General features: G+C 64.2%; 16 protein-coding genes and 1 tRNA gene. 9 read left to right on the forward strand and 8 right to left on the reverse strand.

Annotated elements, in window-relative coordinates:
- Nucleotides 1–14: 14 nt before the first annotated feature.
- The 5 genes from CI41S_RS01840 (at nucleotide 15) to CI41S_RS01860 (ending at nucleotide 4,815) form a co-directional block, all read left to right on the forward strand.
- Entirely contained in the window at nucleotides 15–731 is a 717-nt protein-coding gene (locus tag CI41S_RS01840) for an HAD family hydrolase (RefSeq protein ID WP_139857161.1), read from the forward strand.
- A 14-nt stretch (nucleotides 732–745) separates the two neighbouring features.
- Nucleotides 746–2,053: an NAD(P)/FAD-dependent oxidoreductase gene (locus CI41S_RS01845; RefSeq protein ID WP_139857162.1), complete on the forward strand. Its 1,308-nt coding sequence runs from the start codon at nucleotides 746–748 to the stop codon at nucleotides 2,051–2,053.
- Between the two features lie 27 nt (nucleotides 2,054–2,080).
- Nucleotides 2,081–3,121 carry an ABC transporter substrate-binding protein gene (locus CI41S_RS01850; RefSeq protein WP_139857163.1) on the forward strand — a complete coding sequence of 347 codons (1,041 nt, stop codon included), beginning with the start codon at nucleotides 2,081–2,083 and terminating at the stop codon, nucleotides 3,119–3,121.
- A gap of 69 nt (nucleotides 3,122–3,190) precedes the next feature.
- Nucleotides 3,191–4,003, forward strand: a complete 813-nt coding sequence (locus CI41S_RS01855) for an ABC transporter permease (protein WP_139858530.1) — start codon at nucleotides 3,191–3,193, stop codon at nucleotides 4,001–4,003.
- Nucleotides 4,000–4,815, forward strand: coding sequence for an ABC transporter permease (locus CI41S_RS01860; protein ID WP_139857164.1), 816 nt, complete (start codon nucleotides 4,000–4,002; stop codon nucleotides 4,813–4,815). Before CI41S_RS01855 ends, CI41S_RS01860 begins: the two co-directional genes overlap by 4 nt.
- 752 nt (nucleotides 4,816–5,567) lie before the next feature.
- Here the strand turns inward: CI41S_RS01860 and CI41S_RS01865 are convergent.
- The 6 genes from CI41S_RS01865 to CI41S_RS01890 form a co-directional block, all read right to left on the reverse strand.
- Nucleotides 5,568–6,519, reverse strand: a protein-coding gene (locus CI41S_RS01865; protein ID WP_430649987.1) for an IS630 family transposase whose coding sequence is annotated in 2 segments (ribosomal slippage) — nucleotides 5,568–6,174 and nucleotides 6,173–6,519 — 954 coding nt in all. Because the reading frame shifts where the segments join, the coding sequence is not laid out codon by codon here.
- 90 nt (nucleotides 6,520–6,609) lie between these two features.
- The gene (locus CI41S_RS01870; protein ID WP_139857166.1) at nucleotides 6,610–7,089 is read right to left on the reverse strand and encodes a DUF1772 domain-containing protein; all 480 of its coding nucleotides are present in this window, start codon (nucleotides 7,087–7,089) and stop codon (nucleotides 6,610–6,612) included.
- Nucleotides 7,090–7,264: 175 nt separating this feature from the next.
- A tRNA-Ser gene (locus CI41S_RS01875) sits at nucleotides 7,265–7,354 on the reverse strand.
- Nucleotides 7,355–7,773: 419 nt separating this feature from the next.
- The gene (locus CI41S_RS01880) at nucleotides 7,774–9,225 is read right to left on the reverse strand and encodes a trehalose-6-phosphate synthase (protein WP_172627884.1); all 1,452 of its coding nucleotides are present in this window, start codon (nucleotides 9,223–9,225) and stop codon (nucleotides 7,774–7,776) included.
- Between the two features lie 213 nt (nucleotides 9,226–9,438).
- Complete coding sequence (otsB, locus tag CI41S_RS01885) at nucleotides 9,439–10,230, reverse strand: trehalose-phosphatase (protein ID WP_430650004.1); 792 nt, start codon at nucleotides 10,228–10,230, stop codon at nucleotides 9,439–9,441.
- A gap of 39 nt (nucleotides 10,231–10,269) precedes the next feature.
- Nucleotides 10,270–11,760 carry an MFS transporter gene (locus CI41S_RS01890; protein WP_139857169.1) on the reverse strand — a complete coding sequence of 497 codons (1,491 nt, stop codon included), beginning with the start codon at nucleotides 11,758–11,760 and terminating at the stop codon, nucleotides 10,270–10,272.
- A gap of 183 nt (nucleotides 11,761–11,943) precedes the next feature.
- Here CI41S_RS01890 and CI41S_RS01895 point away from each other — a divergent pair, with 183 nt between their 5' ends.
- Nucleotides 11,944–12,306, forward strand: a complete 363-nt coding sequence (locus CI41S_RS01895; protein ID WP_430649988.1) for a DUF3175 domain-containing protein — start codon at nucleotides 11,944–11,946, stop codon at nucleotides 12,304–12,306.
- Between the two features lie 148 nt (nucleotides 12,307–12,454).
- Here CI41S_RS01895 and CI41S_RS01900 read toward each other — a convergent pair whose 3' ends face one another.
- Nucleotides 12,455–14,488, reverse strand: coding sequence for a methyl-accepting chemotaxis protein (locus CI41S_RS01900; protein WP_139857171.1), 2,034 nt, complete (start codon nucleotides 14,486–14,488; stop codon nucleotides 12,455–12,457).
- Between the two features lie 251 nt (nucleotides 14,489–14,739).
- Here CI41S_RS01900 and CI41S_RS44910 point away from each other — a divergent pair, with 251 nt between their 5' ends.
- From CI41S_RS44910 to CI41S_RS01910, 3 genes are all read left to right on the forward strand, one after another.
- A complete protein-coding gene (locus CI41S_RS44910) occupies nucleotides 14,740–14,868 on the forward strand; it encodes a hypothetical protein (RefSeq protein ID WP_283813058.1) in 129 nt (42 codons plus the stop codon).
- A 91-nt stretch (nucleotides 14,869–14,959) separates the two neighbouring features.
- Nucleotides 14,960–16,132 (forward strand): FIST N-terminal domain-containing protein, encoded by a 1,173-nt coding sequence (locus CI41S_RS01905; protein WP_139857172.1) that lies wholly within the window; start codon nucleotides 14,960–14,962, stop codon nucleotides 16,130–16,132.
- The gene (locus tag CI41S_RS01910; protein WP_139857173.1) at nucleotides 16,129–17,499 is read left to right on the forward strand and encodes an ATP-binding response regulator; all 1,371 of its coding nucleotides are present in this window, start codon (nucleotides 16,129–16,131) and stop codon (nucleotides 17,497–17,499) included. The genes CI41S_RS01905 and CI41S_RS01910 overlap by 4 nt, the downstream gene beginning before the upstream one ends.
- Here the strand turns inward: CI41S_RS01910 and CI41S_RS01915 are convergent.
- Nucleotides 17,494–18,276 carry a LuxR C-terminal-related transcriptional regulator gene (locus CI41S_RS01915; RefSeq protein ID WP_244626384.1) on the reverse strand — a complete coding sequence of 261 codons (783 nt, stop codon included), beginning with the start codon at nucleotides 18,274–18,276 and terminating at the stop codon, nucleotides 17,494–17,496. The two genes, CI41S_RS01910 and CI41S_RS01915, sit on opposite strands and share 6 nt — an antisense overlap.
- Nucleotides 18,277–18,309 lie beyond the last annotated feature (33 nt).

Raw genomic sequence — 18,309 nt, forward strand, 5'->3', positions numbered from 1 at the left:
GAGAAGAAACCAAAATGTCGACCGAAGCCGCGTTCAGCAATTTCAAGGTCCTCACCTTCGACGTCGTCGGTACCCTGATCGATTTCGAGACCGGCGTGCTCTCCGCGGTGCGCAAGATTTCGGGCAAGACGCCGGCCGAGCTCAGCGACGACCAGATCTTCGAATCCTACAAGCGCGGCCGCGACAAGCACTACGAGCGTTCGAGCGAGGTCATGTTCCACGTCTACCGCTATCTCGCCAAGGAGCTCGGGCTGCCGGCTGACGATGCCTCCTGCAACGTGTTCCAGCTCGCCGTGCTGCGCTGGGGCCCGTTCCCGGATTCGGTCGAGGCGCTCAAGCGGCTGCGCACAAAGTTCCGCCTGGTCGCGATGACCAATGCCGACCGCGTCGCGCTGTCGTGCTACGCGCATGCGCTCGGCAATCCCTTCGACGACACCGTCTGCGCCGACGACACCAGTGTGGCCAAGCCGAACCCGGAATTCTTCGCCTATAACAAGGGCCGGCAGTCCGCCTTCGGCTACAAGCAGTCCGACATCTTGCACGTCGCGCAGAGCCAGTATCACGACATCGGGATCGCGCGGAAGCTCGGCTACAAGGTGTGCTGGATCGAGCGCCGCCAGGGCATCGCCGGCTTCGGCGGCACGCCCGCGGTGGAGACGCTGACCAAGCCGGACTTCCATTTCCCGACGCTGAAGGCGCTGGCCGACGCTGCGATCGGGTCGGCGGCGTAACGGAGAGCTGTGGCATGACACGGGACTGGAGCGCGCCGCCATCGGTCAATTCGCTGTGGGAAGCCACGGCGGTCCCGGCGCGCGACTTTCCCCTGCTGTCGGGCGAGCAACAGGCGGACGTGGTGATCGTCGGAGCCGGCTATACCGGTCTTTCCGCCGCGCACCACATCGCCAGGAGCGGGCTCAGCCCCGTCGTGCTCGAGGCCAACCGCCCCGGTTGGGGCGCGAGCGGGCGCAATGGCGGAGTGATCACCGCAAAATTCCGCCTCTCATTCCGCGAGATCGCCGCCATGCACGGCCGCGCCATGGCGCGGCGGATGTACGAGATCGCGCATGAATCGACCGACATGGTCGAGGAGCTCGTCTCGGAATTCGGCATCACCAGCGCAAACCTCACCCGCACCGGGCAGGTCAAGGCTGCCCATAACGAGACGACGCTGAAGGCCGCGATTGACGAAGCCAACTGGATGACGCGCGAGATGGGCTCAGCCGAGGTGCGCATCCTCGACAAGAACGGCGTGCGCGAGGAGACTGGCTGTGACAGCTTCGTCGGCGGCGTGCTCAATCCCGGCTCGGGCGGCATCCATCCGCTGAACTATCTGCGCGGCCTCGCCGACGGCGTGGCGCGCCGCGGCGTGCCTGTCTTCCAGGAATCGCCGGTCGTCAAGCTTCGCCGCGAGAAGGACGGTATCATCGCGGAGACACCGCGAGGGACGGTGCGCGCCAAGCAGGCGATCATCGCCACCAACAGCTATTCGGATCTGACCGGCGCCACTGCGCATCTGCAGCGTATGCTGATCCCGTTCCGCAGCGCCATGGTCGCAACCGAGCGACTCCCCGGCAATCTCGCGGGAAAACTAATGCCGACGGGGCGCACCTACACCGAGACCAAGCGCATGATGCGCTGGTTCCGCATGGTCGACAACCGCGTGATCTTTGGTGGCCGCGGCGCCTTCGGCAAGCAGGATTCGCAAGCCGCCTTCGATGCGCTGGGCAAGGCGATGGTCGGCATCTTTCCCGATCTCGCCGATGTCCCGCTCGAATATAAATGGTCGGGCCTCGTTGCGATGACGTTGGACTCGGTGCCGCATATCGGCCGGCTCGACGACCGCACGCTGTTCTCGGTCGGCTACAACGGTGCCGGTGTTGCGATGTCGAGCCTGATGGGCTGCTATCTCGCCGCCTTCGCGCGCGGCGAGACGCCCGACGTCGGCCTGCTCGACGCGCGGCGCATGAAGGCGATTCCGTTCTATCCGCTGCGTGAGCCCGCCGTGCGCATGGTCGCCGGCTGGTACCAGTTTCTCGATGCGATCGGTCAGTGAGCTCTATTTGGAGAGGCGAGGACGACGATGAAGCAGAGTCTGGGATTGGGTTGCGCGCTGCTGGGCGCGATCGGATTGATCAGTGCGGCTGATGCCGCCGAGCAGATCACCTTCGTCTCGCAGGGCGGCGCCTATCAGCAGGCGCAGACGGTGGCGATCCTCGATCCCTCCGCCAAGAAGCTCGGCATCACCATCAACCAGGACTCCATTCCCGACGCCTGGCCCGCGATCAAGACCCAAGTCGGCAGCGGCAAGCCGATCTGGGACGTCGTCGACACCCCGACCGGCAACTGCCTGCGTGGCGGCGAGCAGGGGCTGATCGAGAAGCTCGACTTTTCGAAGATTCCAAACGGCGCGGCGATGCCGGAGGCCTATCGCAGTCCCTATTCGGTGTCCTACGAGTTCTATTCAAGCGTGCTGTCCTACAGCCAGAAGACCTTCCCGAAGGACGCGCCGAACAGCTGGGCCGATTTCTGGGACGTCAAGAAGTTCCCCGGCCGCCGCGCGCTGCGCAACCATCCGTTCGCGACGCTCGAGGCGGCGCTGATGGCCGATGGCGTCGCGCCGGACAAGCTCTATCCGCTCGATGTCGACCGCGCCTTCAAGAAGCTGGAAGAGATCAAGCCGCACATCACGGTGTGGTGGACCTCGGGCGCGCAGTCGGCTCAGTTGCTCAACGATGGCGAGGTCGACATGGAGATGGCCTGGAACGGCCGCGTCAGCGCGGTCGCGAAGGAGGGCGCCAAGGTCGCCTTCACCTACAACCAGGGCATTTTGCAGAGCACCTCGCTGTGCATCCTCAAGGGCGCGCCGAATCTGGAAACCGCGGTGAAGTTCCTCAACGAGGCCGTCGATCCCGTGCACCAGGCCAATCTGCCGCTGCACATTGATTATGGTCCGGGCAACCCCAAAGCGTTCGAGACGGGCGTGATCAAGCCCGAGCGCGCCGCGCAATTGCCGAGCGAGCCGGCCAATGCGGCGAAGCAGGCACTGATGTCCTACACCTGGTGGTCCTCTCCGGCCGGCGAAGCCGCCGAGAAGCGCTGGGCGTCGTTCATGCAGAAGTAAGGCGAGGCAGCGTTGACGACATCCGTGCCAGATCCCGCCCAGAAGCATCAGCGCCGCGAGCACGGCCTGATGCTGGCATTGGTGTCGCCGGCGTTGCTGGTGATCCTGGCTCTGATCGTGCTGCCGGTCGGCTGGCTCGCCTGGCAGTCGATCTATCATGACGGCTTCACGCTTGAGAACTATCGCCGCGTCTTCACAGAAGACGTCTACTGGCGCAGCTTTGTGCTGACCTTCGAGATCAGCCTCGCGGTCACGGGAATCGCGTTGCTGCTCGGTTATCCCGTGGCCTATCTTGCCAATTCGGTGCCGAAAGGGTGGACCATCCTCATCCTCTCGCTCGTGGTGCTGCCGTTCTGGACCAGCGTTCTTGTCCGCGCCTATGCCTGGTTGGCGCTGCTGCAGCGCACCGGCGTGATCAACCAGTTTCTGCGCTATCTCGATGTGATCTCCGAGCCGCTTGCGCTGGTCCACAACACCTTCGGCACGGTGGTCGCGACCGTGCACATTTTGCTGCCGTTCATGGTGCTGCCGCTCTACGCCACCATGCAGAAGATTCCGAGCGATCTGATGCAGGCCGGCGCCAGCCTCGGCGCGAGCCCGTCGCTGACCTTCATGCGCGTGTTCCTGCCGCTGTCGCTGCCGGGCGTGCTTGCGGGCTGCACCATGGTGTTCGTGCTCTGCCTCGGCTTCTACATCACGCCGGAGCTGCTCGGCGGCGGCCGCACCGTCATGGTGTCCATGCTGGTGAGCCGCAATGTCGAGCTCTACAACCAGTTTGGGGCTGCGAGCGCGGTTGCCGTGGTGCTGCTCCTCTGCGTGCTCGCGATCTTCTTCGTCGTCAGCCGCTTCATCTCGCTCGATCGCGTGCTGGGGCAGAAATGATGCGCGCCTCACCCGCACGGATTGCCCTCTACGTGATCAGCGCGCTGGTGCTGGTCTTTCTGATCATCCCCGTCCTGATCATCGCGCCGATCTCGTTCTCCAGCGCGCGCTTCCTGACCTTTCCGCCGCCGTCCTTCTCGCTGCGCTGGTACCAGCAATATTTCTCGAACTCCGCCTGGATGCAGGCGACGCGGGTGACGCTCACGGTCGCGCTGCTGACCGTCGTGATCGCGACTCCGTTCGGCGCGGCCGCGGCCTACGCCATCAGCCAGTCGAAGCTGCGGATCATGCGGCTGATCCACATGGCGCTGCTGCTGCCGCTGGTGGTACCGATCATCATCACCGCGGTCGGCATCTTCTTCGTGTACGCCAAAGTCGGCCTGGTCGCGACCATGCCCGGCCTCGTACTCGCGAACGTGATGCTGGGCCTGCCCTATGTCGTCATCTCCGTGCTCGCCGGCCTGCAGAGCTTCGATCCCGCGCAGGAGATGGTGGCGCGCAGCCTGGGCATGAACCGCCTGCGCAGCTTCTTCGCGGTAACGCTGCCTCAGATCAAGTCCAGCGTGGTCGCCGGGGGCATCTTCGCGTTCATCTCGGCCATGGACGAGACTATCATCGCGCTGTTCATCTCCGGCGGCCAGTACCAGCCGTTGACCAAGCGCATGTTTACTGCGCTTCGCGACGAGATCGATCCCACGATTGCAGCGATATCGACGTTAATGACGGCGGCCTCCTTTATGCTGGTGCTGGCCGCAACTGCACGACAGAAAGGCAACGCATATGGCAAATCCCTAGCTAATGACGCGCTGTAGCGTAACCACGAGAAGAGGCGGGCTTTCGGGCCCGCCAAGCGGAGCTCGGTCAGAAGGAGCTGCACTTCGATCGAAAAATGAGTTCGGGATTGTTGCCGCTTGTTGAAGATGCTGTACCACATCGAATAACGTTCGGGACGCATGGCATCCCTCAGTCAGATCGCAGGACCGAATGTCGGTATCGGTGGTTGCGCCTCCCCGCAACGAAGAGAATGAAAAAAGCAAGCAATCAATTAACTGCTTGGGTTTCGTTTTTCAGTCTGAGCCGCGCATTAACAAATCCAATTGCTTGGCCCGGTAGGTTCAGATCAACCCGCAACCAATTGCGGACCGCGAAGCGTCACGGGCGATTGGTGCCACTGGCGTAGGTTCTGATTACCAAGGAGGGGTGATTGCTGACGCGTTGCATCATCTCTTCAATTCCGAAGGTTGGTTCGTCTGGCAATGCCGTGCGGCCCGAACTAAGTGACGAAGGCGATGAAGCGCGGCTCTGGCTGCAATGTGATCGATAAGATCAGCTCGTCGGGCGCTTTGAAACGCCCACGGACCTGTTCAACAGCTGCTTTTCAAGGTCTCTTGTACTTCCGCGCGGACACTGCGCGCATGATGGCGCCCTCCATGCGTCTTGAGCGTGCGGAAATCCACGGTCAATGCGAAGGCGGCTTGTACGCTGGATCGATCAGCGCTCTACCGAGCGCACTGACCATGGCGGCCGCTTCATGGTCTCCGCGATCATCTAGAGCAGATTCTGATCAGACGCGATCATAGCCGGCAGCGGCGAAGAAGTTCAGACACTCTTGGGCGGTGAAGGCGGCCAAGGCGAGGGCGATAGCGTTGACCAAAGCCTCGATAGATCTGGCGGCCGCCTTTCGAAGGGCGGCTTTGAGCTTGGCGAAGGCCATTTCGATCGGATTGAGGTCGGGCGAATAAGGCGGCAGATAGAGGAGCCGAGCGCCCGCTGCATCGATTGCGATGCCGACCTCGGTCCGCTTGTGTGCTGCGAGATTGTCCATCACCACGATGTCGCCGGGCCTGAGTGTCGGCACGAGGACTTGCGTCACGTAAGCCTCGAACGCCGAACCATCCATGGGGCCATCGAGGACCATCGGCGCCGTCATGCCAGTCGCCCTGAGCGCGCCGACGAAGGTCGTCGTCTTCCAATGACCATGCGGGAGCGCTGCAACACAGCGCTGGCCGTACGGCGAACGGCCATAGAGCCGCGCCATCTTGGTCGAGGCTCCGGTCTCGTCGATGAATACCAACCGGTGGATGTCGATCTCAGGCTGGGATGCCTTCCACGCCGCGCGTTCAGCGGCGACGTCCGGCCGATCCTGCTCGCTGGCGTGCGATGTTTTTTTTGAACGTGATGTTGCGGCGATCGAAGAACCGCCAGACCACGCTCGGCGCGAAACGCTCGCCGTGGACTTTGAAGAGATGATCGGCGATCTCGGCCAGCGTCATGTCAGGCGTAGCCTCGACCAGGGAGAGGATCTCTGCAGCATGCCCCTCGATCCGAGCCGAACGCCGGTCGCCACCCTGCGCTTCCGCCTCACAGGCGCCGGTGCTTCGCCACTCGCTGACCAGTTCGATCGCTGTCGACGGCGCCACGCCGAACCGGCCGGCGGCGCCCCGACAGCTCATGCCTTCATCTTCCACGGCCCGAACAATGCGAAGGCGAAGGTCCGGCGAGAGGGGTTTAGCCATGGGGGCTGGCCTCCATCACCAGCCCTCAGGGTGAATCACGATTTGCCCCGGAAGGGAATCCCTTTCGATTCCGCCAGGTCGGAAAATGCTCTAGAGCGTCGAATCGATCACCAGAGCGACGAAAGCGATGGCGGCGCAAACGGCCCGAGCAAGGTGCGAATACTCCCAGCGGTCGCGCAGAACCATCCAATCTCGCTCCGCTGCGGGAGCTCCGGCAAAAATGCTTGCACCGAGTCCGCTCAAATTTGCGCCAGTCAGCCAGAACCGGTTCACCGGCTGCGTCACGGTCCAAAATATCGCGTGCATGACGATAAGCGAGATCAGCGCGAGGACCGCCAGCCAAGGTACCGCGATCTGCGACTGCATCAGCACGACTGCCAGTACGATAAGAATGCTCAACGGTTCTGCGGCGCCGCCGACCGTGAAGCCGGGATAGTAGACGGACTGCATTGCCAGATAGCTATCGCGATCCAGGCGATATTTGCCGGGAAGCTCCAGCGCATGAGCCAACGATAGCCCCATCGGAATGGATGTGACTATCACCGCAAGGATTTTGAGAGCGTGTATCATAGGCGATAACCCGCCAATGCGAGGAGGCGTTCCCCGTGGCGCGCGGACGATTGGTGGCTCCATTGGCGGGACGACCCAACCGCGTCCGCTGCGTCCGTCATCTACCCGCGCGCAAGCTCGAGGCGTAGTGCCGGAAAGCCGGCGCTCCTTGCAGTTGACGTAGAAAATCGCGCAATGGCGGAGAGAGTGGGATTCGAACCCACGGTACGGTTTCCCGCACACACGCTTTCCAAGCGTGCGCCTTAAGCCACTCGGCCATCTCTCCGGGAGGCCCTCTCTTGAAGGGCGGAAGCGGATTTTGCAAGGGAGCGCGGGGCTTGTGTACGAAATTTCCACAATGCATTGAAATTATTATGAAATTTATGCCTGTCCGCGGTGCTGCGCGACGCCTCTCCACGCCATCCCCGGCGTCTTCGGCGGCGCGCCGCGCGGCCATCCTACGAACGAACTGATTTGCCCCTAGGGTAGGTCAAGTGCTCACGGGTATCCGAATCTATGACTCACCGGCCGCGCAACACATTCGATGTCGTCCTGGCGAAAGCCAGGACAAAGCCAAGACCCATAACCACTGCATTTGGTTGTGAACGGGACCGCGGCCCACCGTCGCGCAGCAATTGATATTTGGGTAATGGGTCCTGGCTTTCCGCCAGGACGACATCGTGTTGTTGCGCGATTCCACCCGGCTCAGTGATATCGCGCCGCGCGATCCGCGGTTCGGCGCCGCCACGGTGTTGCGGCCTCGGGCAGCGTCGCATGGCCGGGACCATGGGTGTCCTGCAGCGCCTCGATGAAGTCGGCGAACCATTGCTGGATGGTGCCGCGGTTGAGCTTGTCCATCATCGCTTCCCAGCGCATCCGCCGCTCGCTCAGCGGCATCGCAAGCGCCGCCGCCACCGCGCGCGCCATGCCGTCGATGTCATGCGGATTCACCTGCAGCGCGGCGTCGAGCTCGTTGGCGGCGCCGGCGAATTTCGACAGCACCAGCACGCCGGGATCGACCGGATTCTGCGCCGCGACGTATTCCTTGGCGACCAGGTTCATGCCGTCCTGCAGCGGCGTCACCACGCCGACCTGCGCGGTGCGGTAGAGACCCGCGAGCACACCCTGGCCAAAGCCCTTGTTGAGATAGCGGATCGGCGTCCAGTCGACCTCGCCATGCACGCCGTTGACGTCGGTGACGAGCTTTGCGACCTCGCTCGCGAGATTGCCGTAGGCCTCGATGCCGCCGCGCGAGGGGGTCGCGATCTGCAGCAGCGACACCGCGCGCTTCAGGCTCGGATGCAGCATCCACATCCGGTCGAACGCCCTGATGCGGTTGACCAGGCCCTTGGAGTAGTCGAGCCGGTCGACGCCGATCGCGAGCTTCTCGCCGTTGAGGCTGCGCCGCAGCCGCGTCACGTCCGGATGCGTCATCGCCTTGGTGGCCTGCTGCGCGAAGCGATCCGGATCGATGCCGATCGGAAACACCGCGGCGCGGGTGCGGCCGAACGGCGAGATGATAACGCCGTCCTGCACGCCGAGTCCGAGATCGCATTTCACATAGGCGAGAAAATTCTCGCAATCCTCTTCGGTCTGAAAGCCGATCAGGTCATAGGCCAGCATCGCCTCGATCAGCGCGCGATGATGCGGCACGCCCGCGATCAGCGCGCGCGCCGGCCATGGCGTGTGCAGGAAGAAGCCGATCGGCTGGGTCACGCCGAGATCGCGCATCTCGGCGCCGAGTGCGAGGAAATGGTAGTCCTGGATCCAGAACACCGAGTCGGGCTTGCGGAATCGCAGCAACGCACGCGCCATGAACGCGTTGACCTCGCGATAGCTCGCATAGTCTTCGCCGGATGCACGAATCAGATCGGCGCGCGAATGCAGCGCGGGCCACAGCGCCGAATTGGCAAAGCCCTCATAGTAGCCGCCGTAATGCGCGGCCGGCAGGTCGAGCATCGCCAGCGCACCGGCGCCGAGCGCTTCAACCTCCGCAAAGGGTTCCTTCAGGTTTCCGTCGCGAACCCGTCCGCTGGAACCAACCCAGATCGCTCCTGTCTTTTCCACCACCGGCAACAATGCCGCTGCAAGCCCCCCCGTCATGGGTTCATTGGGTTTTCCGCGCGAAACGCGGTTAGATACGACGACGAGGTTCACCAGGTCCCCTCCTGTTGGTCAATTCGCGTATTAACAACCATTCATCAAGATGGTTCCTGATCAAGGAATCTCCCAATTGAAACCAAATTCTGGCAATTGCGCACGGAACTCGCGGGAACTCGCGAAAAGAAAAATGCGCGCGAGGCACACGCCACGACGCAAAAGCACCGCATTCAGTTTGGCTGCAGGAAAAGTGGCCCGATTAGGACAGTCTCACGTCCCCTTACCGTCGATCAGATGCGCGAGAAATTCGCGCACGTCGTCCGGCGTGCCGAATTGTCCGGCCACACCAAGCGCGCGGCGGCCGACGGAGAATGCGAGCCCATTGTAGTCGGGCATGATCGCGAACACGGTTTCGTCGGTGACGTCGTCGCCGATGAAGAACGGACGCCGGCCCTTGAACGGCTCCTGCGTCATCAATTCGCGCACGCCGCTCGCCTTGGTGAAGCCGGCATGCTTGATCTCGCAGACGCTCTTGCCCGGCAGCACCTCGATCGGCGCATTGGGCAGCTCGGCGCGGATCAGCGACACCGCCTCATAGATCGCCTTCTCCGCCGCGGGCGCGAGGCGATAGTGCAGCGCCAGCGAGTAGCCCTTGTCCTCGAGCAGGATGCCCGGGCTGAGCTTTGCGATTGCGGCCAGCCGGCGCTTCAATTCCTTGTCGAGCGGCGGCGAATGGGTGGCGACCGCCTCGCTGTCCGGCTGCAGCCGCATCTCGGCGCCGTGGCCGCCGATGGCGGGAAACAGGTCCGGCGCGAAGATCAGGTCGATGTCGTTCAGGGAACGTCCGCTGACCAGCGCCAGTGCTCCATTGGAGCGCGCGTGCAACTGCTTCAGCGTCACCGCCAGCTCCGGCGGCACCCAGACCTCGCGCGGCGTCGGCGCGAAATCGAGCAGGGTGCCATCGATATCGAGCAGGATGGCGGTCTGGTCGAGCGGCGGAATCAGCGAGGCCAGTGCGGCCGCACTGTCCGGCGCGTCGTCAGGGGCGATATCGTTGTCCATTGTGCCGGGCTTCTCAGCCACATCATGTGTCATGTCATTCTACTCCAGAAATGCCAGCGGCCGCGCCACGGATTCGAGCGATTTGCGCTCGGCCGCGACGGCGTAGCGCCACGCCACCACGGCCGCTGCGATCATCAGTGCGGCTCCCAACAGGTAACCGCCGAACACGCTGTTGCGCGATCCGGTGTCGATCAGCACGCCGAACAGCGCCGGCCCGATCACGCCGCCGATGCCGGTGCCGATCGCGTAGAAGGCGGCGATCGCGAGCGCGCGGACCTCGAGCGGAAACGTCTCGCTGACGGTGAGATAGGCCGCACTCGCGGCCGGCGAGGCAAAGAAGAAGATCACCATCCAGGCGATGGTCTGGGTCTGCGCGCTGAGCACGCCGATCGAGAACAGATAGCCGGACAGCGCCAGCAGCACGCCGGACACACCATAGGTCACCGTGATCATGGTGCGGCGGCCCAGCGTATCGAACAGGCGGCCGAGCAGCAGCGGACCGAGGAAGTTGCCGGCGGCAAAGGGCAGGATGTACCAGCCGACATCGCTGGAGGGGATGCCGAAGAAATCGGTCAGGATCAGCGCGAAGGTGAAGAAGATCGCGTTGTAGAAGAAGGCCTGCGCCGCCATCAGCGTCAGCCCGACCAGCGAGCGCTGCCGATAGGTCGAAAACAGCGTCGCCGCGACCTCGCGCAGCGGCGTGTGGTCGCGCATCCGCAGCTTGACCTTGGGAAAATTTTCGCTGGATTGTTCATGGCCGAGCACCGATCGCTCGATGTCGGCGACGATCTGGTGGGCGCGGTCGGGGTAGCCGTGGATCATCAGCCAGCGCGGGCTTTCCGGGATCCACATCCGCATGAACAGCACGACGAGGCCGAGCGCGGCACCGATGAAATAGGCGATCCGCCAACCGTGATCGGGCGCCAGCACTGCGGGATCGAGCAGCACGATCGCGCCGACGGCGCCGATCGCGGCGCCGAGCCAGAAGCTGCCGTTGATGACGAGATCGGTCCAGCCGCGATAGCGCGCCGGCACCAGCTCTTGAATGGTCGAATTGATCGCGGTGTATTCGCCGCCGATGCCGGCGCCGGTGAGAAAACGAAACAGCGCATAGCTCGCGACATTCCACGACAGCGCGGTCGCGGCTGTTGCCGAGAGATAGAGCGCGAGCGTGATGAAGAACAGCTTCTTGCGCCCGATCCGGTCGGTGAGCCAGCCGAAGCCGAGCGCGCCGAGCACCGCGCCGGCGAGATAGGCGCTGCTGGCGAAGCCGACATCGGCATTGGAGAAGCCCATCGTCGGGCTGTCCTTGAGCGCGCCCGACAAGGCGCCGGCCAATGTTACTTCGAGCCCGTCGAGAATCCAGGTGATGCCGAGCGCCAAGACGACACGGGTGTGAAAACCGCTCCAGTGCAGATCATCGAGGCGAAGCGGGATCGAGGTCTCGATGATGCGTTCATCGCTAGGTGCGGCCGCAGCCGTAACGTCGTTGGTCGTCGCAGAGTTCGGCTGTGTCTGCTGCAGGCTCATCAGATCGGACCAATGGGAAAGACCCCGGAACGGATTGCTCCAAGGTTCTTGGTTCCCAGGATTGCGGCAAACGGATTGCCCGCCACCGCATGCTAACGCCGGCGCTGCGCTGCGGTTCCCGCAATGCAGGATAGGAACTGCGCCAGCTGCAGGCGGTTCGGCTCAAAAGCGATGGAGGCGATGATGGCGGCACGCAAAACGGCAGCGCGCAACAGCGCACGCAAAAAATCCACGTCGGGAACAGCGCGCCGCAAGCGCGGAGCGAAGAAAGCGGCATCGAAGCGCTGGTCGCAGCGCGTGACGAAGGAGAGCGATGCGCTCGACCTTCAGCGCGGCGTATTCAAGCTGACCAGCGCCAAGAAGATCGCGGCGTCGCTGAAGGCATCCGCCGAACACAGCACGCGACGCAAGAGCGGCGCCTATCGCTCCGCGCTGTCGATGCTGACCTTCTACATCAACCGCGCCGGCAAGACCTTGCCGAAGACCCAGCGCTCACGGCTGGAACGCGCCAAGGTCGAATTAAGGCACCAGTTCGGCCGCGATTGATTGCGCCGCACCAACCAACGGCGTCGTCCCGGCGCAGGCCGGGACCATAACCACAACTGTTCGTTGGTGGGCGCATAATTGGCCGCTTGCCCGTTTCACGAGCCGCGGCGTATCGGTCCCGGCCTGCGCCGGGACGACGAGAGTGACGTTACGCCGCGCGGATGTTGGCCATGAAACGGTCGAGCTCCTCGCGCAGCCGCGAGCTCTCGACCGACAGCGAGCGCGCCGAGTTCAGCACCTCTTCCGAGGCGGCGCCGGTCTCGGTCGCGCCGCGGTTGACCTGGGTGACGCTGGCGGCGGCTTCCTGGGTGCCGATCGCGACGTTCTGCACGCTGCGGGCGATCTCCTGCGTCGCCGCGCTCTGCTGCTCGACCGAGCTTGCGATGTTGGTCGCAATGCCGGAGATCTGGCCGATCGTGCCGCCGATCTCTTTGATCGCGGCGACCGATTCCTGGGTCGCCGCCTGCATGCCCGCGATGTGGTTGGAAATCTCGTCGGTAGCCTTGGCGGTCTGGCTCGCCAGCGACTTGACCTCGGATGCGACCACCGCAAAACCGCGGCCGGCGTCGCCGGCGCGCGCCGCCTCGATGGTGGCGTTCAGCGCCAGCAGATTGGTCTGCTCGGCGATCGCCGTGATCAGCTTTACCACGTCGCCGATCTCCTGCGCGGCGCGCGAGAGCTTGCCGATCCGCGCGTCGGTCTGCTCGGCCTGACGCACGGCGGCGTCGGCGATCTGGCTGGATTCCTTGGCGCGGCGGCCGATCTCGTCGACCGAGGCCGACAGCTCCTCGGTCGCGGAAGCCACCGACTGCATGTTGCTGGAGGCCTCTTCGGAAGCACCGGCGACCTGGCTGGAGAGGTTTTGGGTGGTCTCCGCGGTCCGCGTCAGTGTGCCGGCCGAGGATTCCAGCTGCACGGCGGAGGCCGAGACGTTGGAGACGATCGAGCCGACGGCGGATTCGAATTCGTCGGCGAACCGGATCAGCTCGGCGCGCCGCGCCGCGGCGCTCGCCTTGTTCTGCGCCTCCTGGCTCGCGGCATCGCGTTCGGCCTTGGCGATCGCCTGGAGCTTGAACTCCTCCACCGCGCCGGCCATCTCGCCGAGTTCGTCGTGGCGGCCGAGGCCGGGCAGCACGACGTCGAAATTGCCCGCCGCGAGCTCGCGCATCGCGCCGCACATCGCCGCGATCGGCCGCGAAATCCCCTTGCCGAGCAGGAATGCCCAGAAGAGCCCGAGCACGAAGCTGCCAGCGGCCAGCATCAGGATCAGCCGTTCGGTGTCGCCGATCGTGGCCTGCGATTCGGTCTCGAGCCGCTTCTGGTCGGCGAGCAGGTCGGACTTCATCGCGGCCGCGCCCTGGCTGATGGCCGCCGCGGATTCCGTCATCTCGACGGTCAGTTCGTCGATCGATTTGGCGTTCTCGATCAGCTTGGCGAGCGCCGCGCGGTACTCGTCGAGCAGCGCGCTCACGTCCTTCACGCCCTGTGTGATGCGCTCGTTGCTTGAGGTGATCGCCTTGACCAGATTGTCGGCAAATTTGAGCCGGGCGAGCGCGCTGGCGGCAACCGACTTGTCGCCATTGACGACGAAAGTGTTGACGGCGCCGGTGATCGACTGCAGCTGATCGGACACCTTCTTGGTGCCGAACTGGATCGACTGCAGCTCGGAATCATCGGCATTGCTCGGCAGATCGTCGAGCTTGTAGCGCATCGAGGTGGCGCTGCGGATCAACCGGTTCTGCGCGGTCTGCGCGCTGTCGTCCTTGATCTTGACGATCTCGGCAAAGATCTTGGTGAAGGCGCGGAATTCACGCTCCAGCTTGGTGATCTGCTCGAGCCGGGCCGGGTTGGTGGTGCCCTTCATCGAGGCCAGGATGGCCTCCTTCAGGCTGGCCTCCGCGGCCTGCGCCGCCTTGGCGTCATCCTCCTTGCCGGTCACCACGAAGTAACGTGCGAGCGAACGGTAGGAGATCAGTTCGCGGTCGATGTTGCGGGCGAGGTCGGCCTCGGCGACGCTCTGGCGGTAGGATCCGACCCCGGTCGAAACCCGCTCGAAGCCCAGATAGGCGAAGGCCATGGTGCCCGCCGACAGCGCCAGCGTCACGGCAAAGCCGAGCATGATCTTGGCGCGGAATCTGAGGGTTGGGATCCTGATCGAGAGCGATCGCTTGAGTCCCGGCATTCCAACCCCCGTCTTCATTCTGAAAACCACGCGGGGTCCGGCAGCAACCCGCCCCAGACCCCGGAGGGCAAAACTAAGGCAGAATCGATAAGGCTCGGTAAATGAGCAGCGGCCGACGGGTTCGGCACGCTACTACCTTGGTCGGTCTAGGAGGCTGGGCTTGGCGATTGACGCGCAGGTCCGGCCCGATAGTTTAGAACCGATCAAACCCGTCCCTGCCCGGGCCGGGAGAACACATCGGGAGGAGTCCCATGTCATCGCGTCGCAAGACGCCGCTCGTGCTTGCGGCGAGCATGGCCGCCGGCGGCGCAGCCGGGCCAATGACATTTCCCCTCACGATCTGGACTATGCAGGCCGAAACGCGAGCCATCGCGGCATGACCTGAACACGCTCACGACCCGCGCGGGCACCGGCCGCGCCAAGAAAACCGTACCAAGAAAAGCAAAAAAATTCTGGTCAGGGAGAACGCCTTTGGCGGAGAAGCAGGCAAGCGCCACCGACAGCATCGTCGTGGTGCAGGCAAAGACCGACGGACCGCGGCAAGCCGCGGACGAGATCGTGCGCCAATTGGCGGCGGCCGATCTCGCCATGCTCGTGGTGTTCGTCTCGCCGTTCTACGACCCCCAGACCTTCATCGCGGAGCTGTCCGGCCGGATGCCCGACGTTCCGATCTTCGGCTGCACCACGGCCGGCGAGCTGTCGCCCGGCGGCTGGGACGAAGACAGCGTCGTCGCGATGGGTTTCAGTGCCGCCGATTTTGTCATCGCGGCCCGGCCGCTGTTCGATCTGGCGACGTTTCGGGTCGACCATGGCCGCTCGATCTGCACCGAGTTGCAGCACGAATTCGCGGAGCGGACCGAGCATTGCGATCACACCGACGAATCGTTCGGGCTACTGTTCATCGACGGCTTGTGCCAGCGCGAAGAAACCATCATGTCGGCGATCTACGCATCGCTCGAAGATATCCCGGTGGTCGGCGGCTCCGCCGGCGACGGCCTGCGCTTCGAGCGGTCCTGGGTCTTCCATGGTGGCGAGGCCTACACTGACGCCGCGGTCCTGATCCTGATCCGGACACGTCTGCCGTTTCGCCTGTTCAAGTGCGACCATTTCGAGCCGACCTCGACCAAGATGGTGGTGACCGAGGCCGATATCGAGCGCCGCATCGTCAAGGAGTTGAACGCCGAACCGGCCGCGCTGGAATATTCCCGCGCCGTCGGCCTCAGCGAGAGCAAGCTCGAACTGTTTTCCTTCGCGGCTCACCCGGTCCTCGTCCGCGTCGGCGGCGCCTATTACGCGCGGTCGATCCAGCGCACCAACCCGGACGGATCGCTGCAATTCTTCTGCGCCATCGACGAGGGGATGGTGCTGACGGTGGCGCGCGAGCGCGATCCGATCGACGTGACCAGCCGCCTGCTCAAGGAACTCGCCGACGATCTCGGCGAGGTCTCGATGTTCATCGGCTTCGAATGCGTGCTGCGCCGGCTCGATGTCGAGCAGCGCCAATTGTCGCGGGAGATGTCGGAGCTCTATCGCAGCAACAAAGTGATTGGCTTTCAGACCTATGGCGAGCAGTACCGCTCCATGCATGTCAACCAGACGCTGACCGGGATCGCCATCGGCAAGCGGGGCGTCGCGCCGCAATGACTGACAGCAAGACCACGCGATTGATGGCGCTCGAACGCGAGGCCGAGAAGCTGCGCAAGATCAACGCGGCGCTGATGTCGCGCGTCGAGCGCTCGACCGACCAGCAGCTCAACGCCTTTTCCCTGTTCGAGACCGCGATTGCGCTCGACCAGCAGGTTCGCGACCGCACCCAGCAGCTCAAGCAGGCGCTGCAATCGCTTGAGAAAACCAACGGACGGCTGCTGCAGGCCAAGCAGCAGGCCGAGGCGGCCAGCTCACTGAAATCGTCGGTGCTGGTCTCGGTGACCCACGACCTGTTGCAGCCGCTGAATGCGGCGCGGCTGACGCTGTCCGCGCTGGCCGAAATGACGAGCGAGCCGAAGGGCGTCGCCCTGACCGAGCAGATCGACCGGTCGCTGGCGACGCTCGAGGACATGCTGCGGACGCTGCTCGACATCTCCAAGCTCGATGCGGGCGTGCTCAAGCCGGAATTCGGACCGGTCGCGATCGCCTCGCTGTTCGAGGCGCTGGAGCAGGAATTTTCCGCGACCGCCGCCAGGCGCAACCTCGGCTTCCGGATCATGCCGTCGTCTGCGGTGGTCCGCTCGGATCCGCTGATGCTGCGCCGGATCCTGCAAAACTTTTTGGCCAATGCACTGCGCTACACCCATCGCGGCAGCGTGCTGATGGGATGCCGGCGCCACGGCGACGATATCCGGATCGAGGTGCACGACACCGGGCCCGGCATTCCGGAAGCCCAGCGCGAAGCCATCTTCGTCGAATTCCAGCGCGGCGAGACCAGCGCCGGCGACAAGGCCGGCATCGGACTCGGGCTTTCGATCGTGCGACGGTTTGCCGACCTGCTCGAACACGACATCAGGCTGACCTCGCGGCCCGGCAAGGGCGCGGTGTTCTCGGTCACGGTGCCGCGCACGCTCGACCCGGTCGCGATCCCGATGCGCGAGCAGGCCAGCGTCGACTATCGCTACGGCGGCATGGAAGGTGCGAAGATCCTGCTGATCGAGAACGACCTGTCGAGCGCCGAGGGGCTGGCACACCTGCTGGAAAAATGGGGCTGCGACGTCGCGGTGACGATCTCCAAGAGCGAGGCGCTCGAACGCATCCACGCGCTCGACGGCATTCCCGACGCCATCATCGCCGACCTTCATCTCGACAATGGCGAGACCGGAATCCAGGCGGTCGACGTCATCCGCGGCGCGATCAACACCAAGGTTCCGGCGATCATCGTCACCGCCGACTACTCCGCCAAGGCCGCCTCCGACGTCTCGGCGTATGGCCACGAGCTGTTGAAGAAGCCGATCAAGCCGGCCGAGATGCGCTCGCTGCTGTCGTTCCTTTTGGCGGCCGAGCAGTCGGCCCGGCTATGACCCGGCGCCGCGCGGCGGCGAGGCCGTCACCGCCGCGTGGTCGTGCTTGCCGAAGTCGAGCTTCGACAGCGCGATGATGGCTTCGGTCCGGCTCCGCACGCCGAGCTTGCGCAGGATCTCCGAGACGTGGACCTTCACGGTGGTGACCGAGATATTGAGCTCGTAGGCGATGTGCTTGTTTTGCAGACCGCGGCAGATCATGTCGAGCACGCGCAGCTGCTGCGCCGTGAATTGGCCGAGGCGCTGCATCAGCTGCTGCGCGTCGGCCTGGCCTTGCCGCGCAGCGGCGCGGTCACGGAACCGGGTCGGCAGGCATACCTCGCCTTCGAGGATGCCGCGCAGCATGCGCGCCAGCTCGGCCTTCGGCGTCGATTTCGGGATGTAGCCGGAAATGCCGAGCGCGATCGCGCTGCCGACGATTCGGGGATCGTCATGCGCTGACACGATCACGAGCGCACTGCGCGGTGCGGCGGCCCGCACCCGATAGGCGCCGAGCAAGCCCTTGGTCCCCGGCATCGACAGATCGAGCAGGATGAGATCGAGAGCGTCGCGCTCGGCAATCACGTCAAGCGCGCCATCGATCGAAGTCGCTTGCAACATTTCGGCATCGGGAAACTCGGCGCCGATCACGCCGACCAGGGCGGCACGGAACAGCGGGTGATCCTCGACGATCAGCAGCCGAAGCACGGCCGCCTTGCCGGGCGGCGGCTCGTCTGCCGGGGGCATCGTCGTGGTCAATGCTGCGCCGTCCTCTTTGGGGTCACCGATGACAGCCATTGTGCGACACCGTTATCCAAAAATACAGCGGCA

Source organism: Bradyrhizobium ivorense, assembly GCF_900696085.1.
GTDB lineage: Bacteria > Pseudomonadota > Alphaproteobacteria > Rhizobiales > Xanthobacteraceae > Bradyrhizobium > Bradyrhizobium ivorense.